Below are 14,757 nucleotides of genomic sequence, written 5' to 3'. Positions count from 1 at the left end.
GCCGATTCGCTGCTCGGCGCCACCGGCCAGGCCATGTTCCGCTGCCGGGTATGCGGCAGCGAGACCGAGCGCGCCGTCCATTGCGGGACGGCGGCAGAGCGGGTGCGCGGCTTGGCCGCGCTGAACAACGACAGGGTGAACCTCCTGTCGTCGGTCTTCGCCGGCCTGCTTGGCTGGGCCATCGGCGCCCTCTTTTAAACAATCCCCAGCAAAAGTTTAGCTTGAAGACAGCTAATCTTTTGCTGGGGTCTTTTTTTATCCTTTTTAAGCATGAAGCTACTGGATTTCCGCATCGGTTTCCTATAAAATGGAATTATAAATTGAAACTATGTTTCATTTGGTGAAACAATAGGCGGTGGGAGGATGTCTTTCTTATTCACTGGAATCGATCATGTTCAATTAGCGGCACCAGAAGGCTGTGAACGGGAAGCGCGCAGCTTTTACGCTGACTTGCTTGGCTGGAGAGAGATCGCAAAGCCTCAAAATCTGATGAAACGCGGCGGAGTATGGTTTCAATGCGGAGCGCACCAGGTGCATATCGGAGTTCAAGGCGACTTTGTCCCCGCCCGAAAAGCTCATCCTGCGTTTCAGGTGCAGAACTTAAATGCGCTTCGGGAGTATTTACTTCAAGAGGGAATTCAAGTGATGGATGATCATGCGCGGTCTGATGAAGGAGTCGTGCGATTTTATCTAAACGATCCTTTTGGAAACCGACTTGAATTTCTGGAATGGCTCTAATAATTAATGAATGGATTAGGAGATGACGAATCGATGAACAGCAAGGAGCGTTTTTCCGACCGGGTTGATCAGTATGTCAAATACCGTCCGAGCTATTCGGACGAGGTTATTCAATATATGTATGGAACAATCGGGCTCACTCCGGAATCCTCTATTGCGGATATTGGAGCGGGGACGGGCATATTCACCAGGCTGCTTTTGGAAAAGGGAAGCAACGTAACCGCCGTTGAGCCTAATCCCGATATGCGGCAGGCAGCCGTTGAGCAATTAAGCGGATATCCCAAATTCCAAGCGGTTCCGGGTTCAGCAGAAGAGACCGGTCTTGCGGACGATTCCGTTGATTTTATCGTTTGCGCCCAGTCCTTTCATTGGTTTGACCGTACCGCGGCAAAAGCGGAATTCAACCGGATCTTAAAGCCCGGCGGCAAAGCCGTGCTGATCTGGAACTCGCGTTTAACAACCGGCACGCCATTCCTGGAAGGCTACGACCGGCTGCTCCGGACTTACGGCATCGATTACGAGAAGGTGGGCCACAAAAATATTTCCCAAGACGCCCTTACGCCGTTCTTTAAAGACGGAGAACTCCATAAGGCAACCTTCCCGTTATTAAGCCTGCTTAACTTTGAGCAATTAAGCGGACGGATGTCGTCTTCCTCTTACATGCCGCTGCCCGGCCATCCTAACCATGAGCCTTTAATGGCTGAGCTTCGGAAGCTTTTTGACGCTACCGAGAAAAACGGTCTAATCTCCTTCGACTATGAGACCGAAATCTACTGGGGCGAAGTATAAATTCAACTTTTGCAAACTGCCTTGTTAACGGAATCTCTATCTAAGCGGTTGGAGGATTGTGGTATAATGGGGCTTGAATCGGGAGACAAGGAGAATTGCGTGATGAAAATAATCGATTTAAGCGTTCCTATCAGTCCATCAATCAGAGAGCCTTTGCCTGCCAAAATCGAATATTCGAGCCATGAAGCAGGGGCGCAGCAAGCAGCGGCTATCCTTGGGCTTAAGCAGGAGGATTTTCCGGAAGGCAAAGCGTGGGCGACGGAAACGGTAACCTTGAATACGCATGCGGGCACTCATATAGACGCGCCATGGCATTACTGGCCAACGTCGGAAGGCAAGCCGGCCAGAACGATTGACGAGCTTCCTCTCGAATGGTTCTTTTCCGACGGCGTATTGCTGGATTTCAGCGCTAAGCCGCCTGGCTACGAGATTACTACGGAAGACTTGAAAGCCGAGTTGGATCGGATCGGCTACACGTTAAAACCGTTTGATATCGTCCTGATCCGGAGCGATGCGGACAAACGTTTATACCACGAGCATTATGCATTCCTGCATGCGGGGGTATCGGCCGAAGCTACGGTCTGGCTGCTTGATCAAGGCATCAAAGTAGTGGGTACCGACGGATGGGGATGGGATATTCCTCTCAACCTGCAAGCGGAATCGTTCAAACAGGATCCAAGAGAAGGCGTCTTGTGGGCTGCCCATTTCGTCGGCAAGGACCGGGAATATTGCCAGATCGAGAAGCTGGCCAACCTGGACCAAATCCCGCAGCCATACGGCTTCAAAGTATGCTGCTTCCCGATCAAAGTGGAAAAAGCAAGCGGAGGCTGGTCCCGTCCAGTCGCCATTTTACAGGATTAAATAAAAAAGACAGCGGGATCAGCTCCCGCTGTCTTTTTTCATGGAGTTTTCAGGGATGGTCATAATAGATCTGTTATCGCCAATCTGACATCCGGTTGCGACGTAGCGTATATTTCCTTCTTCAGTTTTTTCCTGTTCGATATTCGTGCATTCCGTTTTGGAGGCACCTGTATCGCTCCCTCCAAAAGCATCTTCACTGTTATCGTGTACATATTGCAGCTTGGTTCCGTCAGTGATGAGATAGATATAGATGGGATCGCCTTCGATAGTCAATGATGTTATTTTTACTTGATCCGCTTGGTGGTTGATAAAGCTATTTATGAAGCTCTTCAATTTGGAGACATTATAGTATTTAAAATGCTGGACATAAATTTCATCGCCTAACAGCTGTTCAATGGAGCTTTCAATGCCGGAATTGTAGTTGGTTCTCTCTTGGGGGCGTTCGCCGCTAACGTTAGGCTGGTACAGGATTAGGATGTTTTTCACGTTATAAAATAGCGGCGAATTGACGTTCATGACCTTGGTTTGCTCCGCAAAATCGAGTCTTGCCTTTTTCGTATCTTTGGCAGTGTCATAAACGTACAGCATAATTCTCTCTTTGCCCGGGAGCGCATAAATAGAAGGCTTCACTTTATTTAATTTGAAATAGGAGTCTGAAGGGCTAGCCGTCAACTCGACACCGTTTGCCTTTAAAGTTTTAACGATATTCTCTTCTTTTAACGGAGTTTCCATGTACGCAATACCATCGTTTGAGCCAACAGGCGGAGCGCTAGAATCGGGCTCGGATTTGCAGCCGGCTAGTCCAATAAGCAATATCGCTAGGCCAAGCATGATTAGATAACCTGATCTCCATTTATTAATCATCCCATCACCCTTTCTATATTTAAATAGACGCAGGGAATAACTGGAAAGTTACGCGCTAGCACCAACAAAAAAGACAGACTCGAAACCACCGAGTCTGTCTTTTTCTGTCTTTCCTCTTTCCGTCCCTTTACACGAAGTAAAGGGAGCTTTTGGTCTGCAATTGAGAGGAATGGGTGAAGAGAGAGGGGAAGGAACTCCTGGAGGAGCGGAGCGTTTGCCTTTGGAACTCGGTAATACACCTTTAGGTGTCATTCAAAATTCCCGATTCCAACAGCAGCCGGAAGGAGATCCTTTCCCGTCCTCGGAACCATCCCGTCCTCTAAGCAAGCACCAACCGATCCGTTTACTTCGTCAACTCCTCCATCTGCTCAATCAAGCTCTCAAACACGCTCATCGCTTGCTCGATTGGCTCTGGGGAGGACATGTCAACGCCGGCTTTCTTCAGGATGTTAATCGAGAAGTCGCTGCCGCCGCTCTTCAGGAAGCCGAGGTAACGGTCAACCGCCGGAGCGCCTTCTTCGAGAATTTGCTTCGAGAAGCTTGTTGCCGCGGAGAAGCCGGTTGCGTATTTGTACACGTAGAAGCTGTTGTAGAAATGCGGGATCCGCGCCCATTCCATCTCGATATCCTTGTCTACAACCATGTCTTTGCCATAGTAGAGCACGTTCAGGTCGTAGTAGATTTTGCTCAGATCCTGCGGAGTCAGCGACTCGCCTTGCTCGGTTTTCTCGTGAATGATTTTCTCGAACTCGGCAAACATCGTTTGACGGAATACCGTTGTGCGGAACTGGTCTGCATAGTAAGTCAGCAGATACATTTTTTCCTTCGGATCCGTGGACTTGTTCAGCAGATAATCCATAAGCAGCGCTTCGTTCAGCGTAGACGCAACCTCCGCAAGGAAGATCGTGTACTGCGCATCGCGGTAGTTCTGGTTCGTATCCGAGTAGTACGAGTGGAGCGCGTGGCCCATTTCGTGCGTCAAGGTGAACATGCTGTTCAGGTTATCCTTATGGTTCAGCAGCACGTATGGATGCGTGCCGAAAGCTCCCCAGCTGTAAGCGCCGCTGCGCTTGCCTTCGTTCTCGTACACGTCAATCCAGCCGTTATCGAAGCCGTCCTGCAGCACGGACAAATAATCCTCGCCAAGCGGCTTCAAGCTTTCTTTGACGATTTTTTTCGCGTCGTCATACTTGATTTCCATGTCGAACTCGTCGACTAGCGGTGCGAACAGATCGTACATATGAAGCTCGTCAACGCCAAGCAGCTTTTTGCGGAGGTTCATGTAACGGTACATAAGCGGCATGTGCTTATGGATCGTATCGATCAGATTCGTATAGACACTCTCCGGAATGTTATCGCCATACAGCGACATGCCAAGAGCCGAAGGGTATTTGCGTGCCCGCGCGTAGAAAATGTTTTTCGTAACGTTCGCATTCAGCGTTGTTGCGAGGGTGTTTTTTAATTTGCCGTATGTATCGTACATCGTGTGGAAAGCGTTAGCGCGCACTTCGCGGTTTTTGCTTTCCAGGAACTGAATGTAGCGGCCTTGAGTCAGTTCGACTTCCTCGCCGGCTTCGTTTTTCACTTTAGGGAATTTCAGATCCGCATTGTTCAAAATGCTGTAGATCGAACCCGGAGCGGAGCTTACGTTGCCGACCTGCGCCATCAACGCTTCTTCCGATTTGGACAGGACATGCGCTTTCTGGCGGCGCATCTCTTCCAGCGTATGCTTGAATACCGCAAGTTCCTTGTTCTCGATCAGAGCGTCTAGCTCGGCATCGGACAGGGACAATACTTCCGGCGTAATATAGGAGAGGGCTTCGCCGGTTTCCACGCTGATTTTTTTGGCTTTGTCGGACAGAGCCTGATAGGTTGGTTCAGCGGTATCCTCGTGATGCTTCATATTGGAATATACATAAAGCCGTTCAACATGCAGGGAGAGCTCATCTTCCAGCTCGAAGCAGGCTTTCAATTGAGCGGGATCGCCCAGCTTGCCTTCGAAAGCTCCGACTTTCTTGATCAAAGCCTTTGCCTCGGCAAACTCTTTATCCCAGGCAGCCTGGTCGGCAAACAGATCCTCCAGTTTCCAACGGGCTTCTACTGCGGTTTCGGAACGCTTAGGTACGTGATTCATCGAACTCCTCCTCGGTACGGATATAGATGATTGGTGATATGACGCAGCCTGCTTGCCGGCGTCGGCGGAAGCCGAACCGGGAGCAAGGCATAACGCTAATACGACAGGCAGCCATTTCATTCGCGGAAGATCACCTCGGGAACACAGTTTGTCCTAGTATGTCCGGTGATGCTTCCAATCATGTCCTAAGTTCCCAGTGTAAAGAAGCTGTACACAATGAGGAAAAAGGCGAATGCGATTAAGACGATAGATACGATTGCCATCCATCTGCGCAGGTGTGGCGCCATGGAATCGCGCTTAAGAATAACAAGGCCGCCAAGCACGAAGGCGGAAATGATAAATATTGCGTTTACGGAGCCCATTTGTTCCTCCTAAAAAAATTGCATAGCAATTTTGCTTCGGAAGCATATGCTCAAATTTGCGAAGCAAATTACTACGAAAGCATGCGCTAGTCTATTGTCTATGCACTGTGTTGTAACGATATGTGTTCGCCGTGCAGGTTAATATTTCCTGCCGGTTTATACCTCTTTCAGCGCTTTCAGAATATTTTCCCGTTCTTCCTCGCGTCCGGTGAATTGCTCGGGCTTGAACCGGTTTTCCGCCCAATGCATCATTTCCGGACGGCTGACGAAGGTATGGGTCTCTTCACCCCATTGATCGGAAATTTCGCGGACGATCAAGGTTTTGCCTTGAACCTCCACGGTAAGCATATTGTATTTATCGGTTTTGAAAATTTCATGTTTTTTAAACATTGTTGCAAGTCCACCTTTCCTTACCTAGATATACTGTTCATCATAGCCAAATTTAGGGGTGGAAATCAATAATAGCGGATGGTAGAATTAGGCTATTCTGCAAGCAGGCGGAATGATGAGACGAGAAGAGCCGAGATGAGGAGCGTGTTTGAGATGAGTAAGCAGGTATATGAGCAGGTTGGCGTGGCAATGACATGCCGGGGATTTGACGAGTATGCGAGAATGTTTGAGCTAACGGAACGCGAGCTGGCAAAGGGTAAAGTGCTGGATGTCGCCGGTGGCGGTTCCTCGTTCACCGCGGATGCGGTAAGCCGGGGATATGATGCAACCGCTGCGGATCCCCGTTACGCGTTGGACACAGTCGCGTGGCTCGAAGAGGCGGCAGCCGAGATCGAGATCTCTACGGCTAAGCTTGATAAGCTGAGGGAGCATTTCGACTGGAGCTATTACGGCAGCCTGGAGCAGCATCGCGAAGGACGGCTGCAATCGCTTGAGAGGTTTCGCATGCATTTGCAGTCAGCTGAAGGGCGCAACCGGTATACAGCCGGATCCTTGCCGGAGCTTCCGTTTGAAGACCATGCTTTTTCGCTTGTCTTGTGCAGTCATTTCCTTTTTCTATATGCCGAGCAATTTGGCTTTGAGTTCCACAAGCAATCCCTTCTGGAATTAATGCGGGTGTGCAAGCCGGGCGGAGAGGTAAGAGTCTATCCGCTGTATTCCTTGGGCTGGAAGCCATACGAACGGATGGATGAATTGCTGGCTGCCGTTAGGGCAAACGGTGGGGAGCCGGAGCTTATGGCATCGGGGCTTCCTTTTATTCCGGGCTCCAGTCAATTCCTTCGAATTACAATTTGTTGATTTTTCCAAATTAGGCAGATATAATGATGTTACTCGTCGTTTCAAGCGGCGGTTATTTTAGGAGGTAGTGAAAGTTGAAGGGAACAGTTAAATGGTTTAACGCTGAGAAGGGCTACGGTTTCATCTCGGTAGAGAATGGCGAAGACGTGTTTGTCCATTATTCCTCTATTCAAGGCGACGGCTTCAAGTCGCTGGAAGAAGGTCAGTCGGTAGAATTCGAAATTACACAAGGCAATCGCGGTGCACAGGCGTCCAACGTCATTAAATTATAAGATCAACCGCTTATAAGCACGCAAGAGAGCAAAAGAGATCCATCTCGATACGAGAGGATCTCTTTTTTTTGTGTTTTAAGTGTTATTTCGTCCAAATACATGCTGGCAGAAGAACAGAACTGCCGAGATCAGGGCAAGCACGGCTCCCATTTGATAAAAGCTGCTCCGTCCGAAATGCTCGAAGAAATATCCTCCGACCGTACCGCTGATTAGGCCGGCGAGTCCCGACCATACAACGGCATAGACGGCCTGGCCGGAAGAGCGGTATTCGTCCGGAATAAGCTGCGACAAGTAACGGAGTGCCGTTGAGAAATAGATGCCGAAGCTGACGCTGTGCATAAGCTGCGTGCTGAGCACAAGACGGGGATCCTCCAGCACGGAAGCCAGCCAGAACCGGAGCATATACATCAGGCAGGCGAATACGAGCAATGGCAGCTCTTTGAATTTATGTCCGTATTTGCCCATCAGGAACAATACCGGAATTTCGCTGATCGCGGAGAACAGCCAAGCCAATCCAACCTGGGAATCCGATGCGCCCATCTCCCGCAGGGCTACGGCCAGGAAGCTTTCGTTCATCCGGTGGCTGATCGACACAAGCAATATAATGAAGAAGAAAAATAGGATTTCGGGCTTGCGAAGCAATTTGAAAAATCCCGAAAAGTCGATTTTGCGGGTATTGCCATGGTAATCCTTCAAGAAGAACGACAATAGGATCGTTACGGTTATCGTGCCCAGACCAAGCGGCAACGTCCATTCTGTGCCAATCCCTTTCAGGATTAAACCAAACAGGTAAGCCGATACGGCAAAACCAAGCGAGCCGAATATGCGGATTAGCGCATACGGAGTCTTAATGTGCTGGCTGGCGAGCAGGATCAGGCTGTCGCTAAGCGGGTTCATTGGTGTCTGAAAGAAATAAAAGGCCGTCATGACAAGACAGATAAGGGCAAAGTGATGAACCGGGAACAAGAGAGAGATCATAACCAGCTGACCGAACAGCAGAACGGTAAGCAGCTTCTTGATCGTCCGGAACCTGTCGCTGGCCATGCCTAGCAAGAGGTTTGCAAAGATAGAGATAAAAGGGCCGGTCGAATAAATAATGCCGATCTGATGCGCCGAGAACCCCTGATCCATAAAATATAAGGGGATGTAAGAGATGAGCAGAGCCTGCGTGGAGTACATCGCAAAGCTGAAGGCCCTTAGCGAAAGCGTATCCCGTTTGACCGTAGCCGCGGAAGGCGTCTCGCTGCCTGAGTGATCCATATGTTTTTCCTCCTGAAAAGAATTAACGCGTGTTCTTCGCTATAATTCTTACTTCGTAAGCATGTACTTATCAAAACAACATTGTTTAACAGTATAGCATGATAGGCTGGATTATTGTTTGTCGAAATGGTACATTATTGTCTGGAGGTTCACGAATGTTGATGTATCGGTTTGAGTGGAATGAGCGGCTCTTAATCGCATTGCCGGTGCTCGAAGCGGACTGGGAGCAGTATTCTTCCGTAGAGCAGCTGGACATCGTGGAACGCTGGGAGCTCATTAGGGGAACAATACCGGATCGGGTTATGGAATTTGAGAGAGTTATTAACCGTATGCAGAATCAATTGTACGAGGAAGAGAACTTCGAAGAGTCTTGCCGTTTGAACGCGGAGATTGCCGAATACGCCAGCCGGATTAACGACTTGCATATCTGGTACCGTACGAATCAGGAGCTGGATTCCCGCCCGCATACGTAAGGCTGTCTTAGAAAGGGGTGCGTTGTGAGAGTAACGACTTTGTCCGGCAATCGGGTACCCGAACGCCCGTTAAAGCTCATGCACCGCGTCTACAAGTACATATTGCCTGAAGTGAATATCGAGCTGCGCAAGCTGCGCAGGCTGGCCGAGCAGATTCCGGATCCCGAGCTTAGGTCACAGGCCCTTCAGAGCATGGACAGCAAGAAGTTTCATTGCCAAGGCGGCGCGATTTACGCGTCTATGAATTTGGACGAGCGGTATGTTCTCATCCCGCTAATAGTGGCGCTTCAGACGATCAGCGATTATTTGGACAATCTGTGCGATCGGAGCACTTCGCTGGATCCGGATGATTTCCGTTTGCTCCATCAATCGATGCTGGATGCGGTCGACCCGTCAGCAGCGGTAAAGGATTACTACGCTTTGCGCCAGGAACGGAACGACGGCGGTTATTTGCATCATTTGGTAAATTTGTGTCAACACTGTGTTTCAATGCTGCCTTCGTATGCTTCGGCACAGCCGTATGTTACGGAGCTTGTTGGCTTGTACACCGATCTTCAGGTGTATAAGCATATCCGCAAGGACCTGCGCGAGGATAGTCTTCTCGCTTGGTGGAAGCTGCATGCCCACAGGTTTCCCGATTTATATTGGAATGAATTTGCAGCCGCGACAGGCTCGACGCTAGGCATGTTTATGCTGTTTACCGCGGCGAGCGACAAGACGCTACGTCCGGAAGACGCGGAAGCAATTAAAAATATATATTTTCCGCATGTGTGCGGCCTTCATATCATGCTCGATTATTTGATCGATCAGGAAGAAGACCGAGCCGGCGGCGATTTGAATTTCTGTCATTATTACGACAGTCAGCAGCAGCTTGTAGAACGGATTGTCACGATTGTTAATAGGGCCAGGGAAGATGTGAAAAAGCTCCCCTCAGCCGGCTTTCACCGGCTTATAATCGAAGGGCTGCTAGCCCTTTACCTATCCGATCCCAAGGTCCGGACCCAGTCGGATGTGCTGGCCGCATCCCGCAAGCTGATGAAGAACAGCCCGCTTACCCGCCTGTTTTTTTTGGTCAACAGCATCTGGATTCGAAGACAACAGGTTTAGATAAAACTACTTGGAGGAATGATTATGTCATCTGTAAAATCTATTGCTGTATTAACGAGCGGAGGCGACTCTCAAGGCATGAACGCGGCGGTCCGCGCCGTTGTCCGGAGCGCTCTGTATAATGGTCTCGACGTATATGGCGTTCAACGCGGCTATCAAGGTCTGATTAATGATGACCTCTTCAAGATGGATCTTCGCAGCGTAGGCGATATCATCCAACGCGGCGGCACGATTCTTCAAACGGCGCGGTGCAAAGAGTTTACGACGCTTGAAGGACAGCAGCGCGGCGCTGAAGTACTGCGTGCACGCGGTATTGACGGCCTGGTCGTTATCGGCGGCGACGGTTCATATCAAGGCGCTAATAAATTAAGCAAGCTTGGCATTAAGACGATGGGGCTTCCCGGTACAATCGACAACGATATTCCGTTTACGGACTTCACGATTGGCTTCGATACCGCTGTCAGCATCGTAGTCGACGCGATCAACAAAATCCGCGACACCATGTCTTCGCACGAACGTTCGTCGGTTGTGGAAGTTATGGGCCGTCATTGCGGGGATATCGCTTTGTACGCGGGTCTTGCGAGCGGCGCGGAAACGATCATCGTTCCGGAAGTGCCTATCGACATGGCTGAAGTGTCCGCGCGCATGGAGAGCAACTTTGCAAAAGGCAAACGCCATAGTATCGTAGTTGTTGCGGAAGGCGCGGGACGCGGTGAAGACGTGGCAAGAGAAATTACGAAGGGCTGCGGACTGGAGCCTCGCGTAACGGTTCTGGGTCACATTCAGCGCGGCGGCACGCCAACAGCGATGGACCGGATTCTGGCAAGCCGTCTGGGCGACTTTGCCGTTCATCAGCTGATGGAAGGCGAGTCCGGCAAAGCCTGCGGTATTGTCCGCGGCGAGCTGGTAACGACGGATATTGATAAAGTCGTTAATTCCAAGAAGCCGTTTAATATGGAAATGTACAACCTGGCTCTTCGCCTTTCCCAATAAGTCAAGCCTTTATAACGAGAATGCAACCCGCCAGAGCAATTGCTGCTCTGGCGTTTTTTTGTTTAAATTGGGTTTACAATGCCGTAGTATTCTTCAGAAAGACTAGAATGTTGGCAGGAGAGGGATGAAATTAATGAGACAAGAGAAGAAGGAGCGTAATGTCGGAGGGAGCTGGCGTCCGTTTCTGAAGCTGATGCTCGACACTAAACCTTCGAAATGGCTGCTCGGAATCGCGATAGGATTAAGCGTGATTTCTACCGTTGTTGGGCTGGCTGTACCTTTATTAACGAAAAATGTGGTGGACAGCTTTTCCATTACCGATATAAGCACTATGCAGATTATTGGGCTATGCCTGGCCTTTCTTGGGCAAGCGGCGGCATCGGGGGTTTCCATCTACTTGCTGAACCGGGTTGGGCAAAGCGTTGTCGCAAGCCTGCGCGACCGGTTATGGAAGAAGCTGCTAGTCTTGACCGTGCCCTATTTCGATAAGCACCGGACAGGGGATACGGTAAGCCGGGTAATCAATGATACGGGAATCGTCAAAGGATTGATTACCGAGCATTTGACCGGATTTTTTAACGGCTTGATTTCGATTATTGGCGCGGTAACGATCCTTCTGTTCCTGGATTGGAAAATGACGCTGCTAATGTTGACCGCCGTGCCGGTTGCGATGCTGATCTTTATTCCGATCGGCCGGAAGATGACGAAGATTTCTAGAGAGCTCCAAGACGAGACCGCAGCCTTTACGACGGTGCTTGATCAGGCGCTGTCGGAAATCCGATTAGTAAAAGCATCAAATGCAGAAGACTATGAATATAACAACGGCAAGCGTTCCATCGGAAAGCTGCTTGCTCTCGGCAATCGGGAAGGCAAGCTGCAGGCAATTATTTTCCCTATTGTAGGACTGGTCATGATGGGGATGCTTGTTCTGATTATTGCTTACGGCGGAATGCGCGTATCGTCAGGCGAGCTGTCGGCAGGCGATTTAGTCGCTTTTATTCTATATTTGATTCAGATCGTGTTCCCGATTAACCAGATTTCGCAATTTTTCACGCAAATGCAGAAGGCAATCGGAGCGACGGAGCGGATTATCGCTACCCTGCATTCGGATGAAGAGCCTTTCCGCCAAGGCCGTCCATTGCTGGACGCAAGGCAGCCGATTGTGGTGGAGGACGTCGCGTTTGCATACGGCGAGCAGGATGACGTTCTCCGGAATATCGATTTTACGCTACAGCCGGGTACGGTGACGGCGATTGTTGGTCCGAGCGGAGGCGGGAAAACAACCCTGTTCTCGCTTCTTGAACGATTTTATGAACCGCAGCAAGGAACTGTCCGGATCGGACAGGAGGATATCTTCGAGCTGTCCTTGCATGACTGGCGCAGCAAGATCGGCTACGTATCGCAGGAAAGCCCGATTATTGCCGGGACGATCCGTGATAATCTCACTTACGGCACGGGCAGAACGATAACCGATGAAGAAATAGAGCTGGCTGCGAAAATGGCGTATGCGGATGTCTTTATCGATGAGCTTCCGGGCCGGTACGAGACGGAGGTCGGCGAGCGCGGCATCAAGCTGTCCGGCGGGCAGCGCCAGCGTATTGCAATCGCAAGGGCCATCCTGCGCGATCCGCAAATTCTGATGCTGGATGAAGCGACTTCAAGCCTGGACAGCAAATCGGAGATTGTCGTGCAGCGGGCTCTGGACAATCTGATGGTTGGACGTACAACGCTGGTTATTGCGCATCGTTTATCCACGGTGGTGGATGCCGATCAAATTTTGTTTGTCGAGAAGGGAACGATTACGGGAAGAGGCACGCATGAGCAGCTGCTGCAATCCCATGAGCTGTACCGCGAATTCGCCAACCAGCAATTGCGTTTAGAGAAAATCTCGTAAAAAAAGGGAGAATGAACATGGCTTGCATTATGGTCGTTGACGACGATTTGCATATTCGGGAATTAATCAGCCATTACTTGAAGGTTGAAGGATTTGAGGTGCTGGAAGCCTGTGACGGGCTGGATGCCTTGAGAATATTGGATTCGGCCAAAGCGGATCTCGTCATTATGGACGTGATGATGCCCAACATGGACGGCTGGGAGTTATGCGCCGAGATCCGCGATCATTATGATCTGCCGCGGCTTATGCTGACGGCGAAGGGGGAGACGGCCCAGAAGCTGAAGGGCTTTGAGCTGGGCGCCGATGATTACCTGGTTAAGCCGTTTGAACCGCTGGAGTTAATCGCGCGGGTGAAGGCGCTGCTTAAGCGTTACCGGATCGCTTCTTCGCAAACCGTTCAGGCGGGGGATCTTACTCTTGACCGGAAAACCTATGCCGTTCAGGTCAATGGACAGAGCATGACGCTTCCGCTTAAGGAGTTCGAGCTTTTGTTCAAGCTGGCCAGCTATCCGGGGCAATCGTTCTCGCGCGGGCAGCTCATTGAAGAAATATGGGGGTATGATTTCGAAGGGAACGAACGGACGCTGGATGTCCATATCAATCGGCTGCGCGAAAGATTTCCCGAAGCGCTGCATACGTTCCGAATTGCGACGATTCGCGGGCTAGGCTATCGTCTGGAGGTGCAGGGTTGAAGGAGAAGCTTAAGGTTGTACTTAAAGTTCTCGTAAGAATAGGCCAATTCAGCCTCATGCTTTCATTTGTTACGGCATGCTGGACTGCCGTTTATTTTTTTAGTCACTGGCTATACAACCAAATCGATTGGACTCCACATCATTATGTCGCTCAACTGTTGAATCTGCTGGGCGGTTTCTTTTTGATGGGGCTTGTGATCCAGTTGATCGGCTTCTTCTTTTTCCATAAGAGGCAGAAGGAATTTACGAATTCGATGAGAGAAGCGCTTAGACGGATTGCTCAAGGGGATTTCAAGGTGCGTCTCAACTTCGGCAAGATGGATCCAAGGTACATGGAAATTCTTGACGAGATTAACCTCATGGCGGACGGACTCGAGAAGCTGGAGGAGCTTCGGCAGGAGTTTATTTCTGACGTTTCGCATGAAATCCAGACGCCCCTTACCTCCATCAGCGGATTTGCGCGTGCGCTGCAGAACCAGTCGCTTGATTCTGACACCAGGATGAAATATTTGCGTATTATCGAAGGTGAAAGCTCCAGGCTGTCCAAGCTCAGCGAGAACCTGCTCCGGCTTGCCTCGCTTGATTCGGAGAAGCATCCCTTTGAGCCTAAGCGTTACCGGCTGGACCGACAGCTCGGAACGCTTATTCTTTCTTGCGAGCCGCAATGGACGGGGAAATCCATTGAACTTAATGCGGATCTGGACGATGTTTACGTTGAAGCCGATGAAGATCTGCTCAGTCAGGTTTGGATTAATCTGATCAGCAACAGCATCAAGTTTACGCCGGAAGGCGGTCAGATTGACGTTACTTTAAGGCGAAAAGGGAGCTTTGTGGAATTCCGGATCAAAGATACCGGGATCGGCATTGCCGCCGATCAGCACGAGCTTATTTTCGATCGCTTTTTCAAATCAGACAAGGCAAGAAGCCGCAAGGTTGGGGGAAGCGGACTTGGGCTGTCGCTGGTGAAAAAAATCGTCGAGATGCATCAGGGCACCGTTGTCGTGGAAAGCGAGCTTGGCCATGGCTCCGTCTTTATCGTAACTCTTCCTGCAATGAGGAGCCATTTGTAA

The 14,757-nt window shown here is 50.2% G+C and carries 17 protein-coding genes; 12 read left to right on the top strand and 5 right to left on the bottom strand.

All coding sequences use genetic code 11. From position 1 onward, the window contains the following. The 4 genes from PGL01S_RS21275 to PGL01S_RS21260 all read left to right on the top strand — a co-directional run. On the top strand, nt 1–198 hold a 198-nt coding region (locus PGL01S_RS21275; protein WP_127496585.1), incomplete at its 5' end, for a DUF92 domain-containing protein. A gap of 165 nt (nt 199–363) precedes the next feature. Then, nucleotides 364–738 (top strand): VOC family protein, encoded by a 375-nt coding sequence (locus PGL01S_RS21270; RefSeq protein ID WP_127496584.1) that lies wholly within the window; start codon nt 364–366, stop codon nt 736–738. Between the two features lie 33 nt (nt 739–771). After that, nucleotides 772–1,527 carry a class I SAM-dependent methyltransferase gene (locus tag PGL01S_RS21265; RefSeq protein ID WP_127496583.1) on the top strand — a complete coding sequence of 252 codons (756 nt, stop codon included), beginning with the start codon at nt 772–774 and terminating at the stop codon, nt 1,525–1,527. Nucleotides 1,528–1,629: 102 nt separating this feature from the next. Beyond that, entirely contained in the window at nt 1,630–2,388 is a 759-nt protein-coding gene (locus PGL01S_RS21260; RefSeq protein WP_127496582.1) for a cyclase family protein, read from the top strand. 18 nt (nt 2,389–2,406) lie between these two features. Here PGL01S_RS21260 and PGL01S_RS21255 read toward each other — a convergent pair whose 3' ends face one another. The 4 genes from PGL01S_RS21255 to PGL01S_RS21245 form a co-directional block, all read right to left on the bottom strand. After that, entirely contained in the window at nt 2,407–3,252 is an 846-nt protein-coding gene (locus tag PGL01S_RS21255; protein ID WP_127496581.1) for a DUF4362 domain-containing protein, read from the bottom strand. A gap of 343 nt (nt 3,253–3,595) precedes the next feature. Continuing rightward, the gene (gene pepF / locus PGL01S_RS21250; RefSeq protein ID WP_127496580.1) at nt 3,596–5,386 is read right to left on the bottom strand and encodes an oligoendopeptidase F; all 1,791 of its coding nucleotides are present in this window, start codon (nt 5,384–5,386) and stop codon (nt 3,596–3,598) included. Between the two features lie 185 nt (nt 5,387–5,571). Continuing rightward, the gene (locus PGL01S_RS30935; protein ID WP_164775547.1) at nt 5,572–5,748 is read right to left on the bottom strand and encodes a hypothetical protein; all 177 of its coding nucleotides are present in this window, start codon (nt 5,746–5,748) and stop codon (nt 5,572–5,574) included. Between the two features lie 156 nt (nt 5,749–5,904). After that, a complete protein-coding gene (locus tag PGL01S_RS21245; RefSeq protein ID WP_127496579.1) occupies nt 5,905–6,138 on the bottom strand; it encodes a hypothetical protein in 234 nt (77 codons plus the stop codon). A 153-nt stretch (nt 6,139–6,291) separates the two neighbouring features. Between PGL01S_RS21245 and PGL01S_RS21240 the strand changes: the two genes are divergently transcribed. Next, nucleotides 6,292–6,996, top strand: coding sequence for a class I SAM-dependent methyltransferase (locus PGL01S_RS21240; protein ID WP_127496578.1), 705 nt, complete (start codon nt 6,292–6,294; stop codon nt 6,994–6,996). Nucleotides 6,997–7,070: 74 nt separating this feature from the next. Further along, nucleotides 7,071–7,268 (top strand): cold-shock protein, encoded by a 198-nt coding sequence (locus PGL01S_RS21235; protein WP_127496577.1) that lies wholly within the window; start codon nt 7,071–7,073, stop codon nt 7,266–7,268. A gap of 75 nt (nt 7,269–7,343) precedes the next feature. Here PGL01S_RS21235 and PGL01S_RS21230 read toward each other — a convergent pair whose 3' ends face one another. Next, a complete protein-coding gene (locus PGL01S_RS21230) occupies nt 7,344–8,528 on the bottom strand; it encodes an MFS transporter (protein ID WP_127496576.1) in 1,185 nt (394 codons plus the stop codon). Nucleotides 8,529–8,683: 155 nt separating this feature from the next. Between PGL01S_RS21230 and PGL01S_RS21225 the strand changes: the two genes are divergently transcribed. The 6 genes from PGL01S_RS21225 to PGL01S_RS21200 all read left to right on the top strand — a co-directional run bounded on the left by PGL01S_RS21225 (nt 8,684) and on the right by PGL01S_RS21200 (nt 14,757). Further along, nucleotides 8,684–9,001 (top strand): hypothetical protein, encoded by a 318-nt coding sequence (locus PGL01S_RS21225; RefSeq protein ID WP_127496575.1) that lies wholly within the window; start codon nt 8,684–8,686, stop codon nt 8,999–9,001. Between the two features lie 78 nt (nt 9,002–9,079). Then, nucleotides 9,080–10,108, top strand: coding sequence for a tetraprenyl-beta-curcumene synthase family protein (locus PGL01S_RS21220; protein ID WP_127496588.1), 1,029 nt, complete (start codon nt 9,080–9,082; stop codon nt 10,106–10,108). A 24-nt stretch (nt 10,109–10,132) separates the two neighbouring features. After that, entirely contained in the window at nt 10,133–11,101 is a 969-nt protein-coding gene (gene pfkA, locus PGL01S_RS21215; RefSeq protein WP_127496574.1) for a 6-phosphofructokinase, read from the top strand. 133 nt (nt 11,102–11,234) lie between these two features. Continuing rightward, complete coding sequence (locus tag PGL01S_RS21210; protein WP_127496573.1) at nt 11,235–12,995, top strand: ABC transporter ATP-binding protein; 1,761 nt, start codon at nt 11,235–11,237, stop codon at nt 12,993–12,995. Nucleotides 12,996–13,012: 17 nt separating this feature from the next. Next, on the top strand, nt 13,013–13,687 hold the full coding sequence (locus PGL01S_RS21205; RefSeq protein ID WP_127496572.1) for a response regulator transcription factor: 675 nt from the start codon (nt 13,013–13,015) through the stop codon (nt 13,685–13,687). After that, nucleotides 13,684–14,757 carry a sensor histidine kinase gene (locus tag PGL01S_RS21200; protein WP_127496571.1) on the top strand — a complete coding sequence of 358 codons (1,074 nt, stop codon included), beginning with the start codon at nt 13,684–13,686 and terminating at the stop codon, nt 14,755–14,757. The genes PGL01S_RS21205 and PGL01S_RS21200 overlap by 4 nt, the downstream gene beginning before the upstream one ends.

Source organism: Paenibacillus glycanilyticus NBRC 16618 (genome assembly GCF_004000805.1).
Taxonomy (GTDB): domain Bacteria; phylum Bacillota; class Bacilli; order Paenibacillales; family Paenibacillaceae; genus Pristimantibacillus; species Pristimantibacillus glycanilyticus.
The sequence above is the reverse complement of the archived record's forward strand: the minus strand, read 5'-3'. Positions and strand labels throughout refer to the sequence as shown.

Bases quoted from the DNA above. Each gene is read 5' to 3' on its own strand.
- PGL01S_RS21270 (WP_127496584.1), top strand. From the start codon at position 364: ATGTCTTTCTTATTCACTGGAATCGATCATGTTCAATTAGCGGCACCA.
- PGL01S_RS21265 (WP_127496583.1), top strand. From the start codon at position 772: ATGAACAGCAAGGAGCGTTTTTCCGACCGGGTTGATCAGTATGTCAAA.
- PGL01S_RS21260 (WP_127496582.1), top strand. From the start codon at position 1,630: ATGAAAATAATCGATTTAAGCGTTCCTATCAGTCCATCAATCAGAGAG.
- PGL01S_RS21255 (WP_127496581.1), bottom strand. From the start codon at position 3,252: ATGATTAATAAATGGAGATCAGGTTATCTAATCATGCTTGGCCTAGCG.
- pepF (WP_127496580.1), bottom strand. From the start codon at position 5,386: ATGAATCACGTACCTAAGCGTTCCGAAACCGCAGTAGAAGCCCGTTGG.
- PGL01S_RS30935 (WP_164775547.1), bottom strand. From the start codon at position 5,748: ATGGGCTCCGTAAACGCAATATTTATCATTTCCGCCTTCGTGCTTGGC.
- PGL01S_RS21245 (WP_127496579.1), bottom strand. From the start codon at position 6,138: ATGTTTAAAAAACATGAAATTTTCAAAACCGATAAATACAATATGCTT.
- PGL01S_RS21240 (WP_127496578.1), top strand. From the start codon at position 6,292: ATGAGTAAGCAGGTATATGAGCAGGTTGGCGTGGCAATGACATGCCGG.
- PGL01S_RS21230 (WP_127496576.1), bottom strand. From the start codon at position 8,528: ATGGATCACTCAGGCAGCGAGACGCCTTCCGCGGCTACGGTCAAACGG.
- PGL01S_RS21225 (WP_127496575.1), top strand. From the start codon at position 8,684: ATGTTGATGTATCGGTTTGAGTGGAATGAGCGGCTCTTAATCGCATTG.
- PGL01S_RS21220 (WP_127496588.1), top strand. From the start codon at position 9,080: ATGCACCGCGTCTACAAGTACATATTGCCTGAAGTGAATATCGAGCTG.
- pfkA (WP_127496574.1), top strand. From the start codon at position 10,133: ATGTCATCTGTAAAATCTATTGCTGTATTAACGAGCGGAGGCGACTCT.
- PGL01S_RS21210 (WP_127496573.1), top strand. From the start codon at position 11,235: ATGAGACAAGAGAAGAAGGAGCGTAATGTCGGAGGGAGCTGGCGTCCG.
- PGL01S_RS21205 (WP_127496572.1), top strand. From the start codon at position 13,013: ATGGCTTGCATTATGGTCGTTGACGACGATTTGCATATTCGGGAATTA.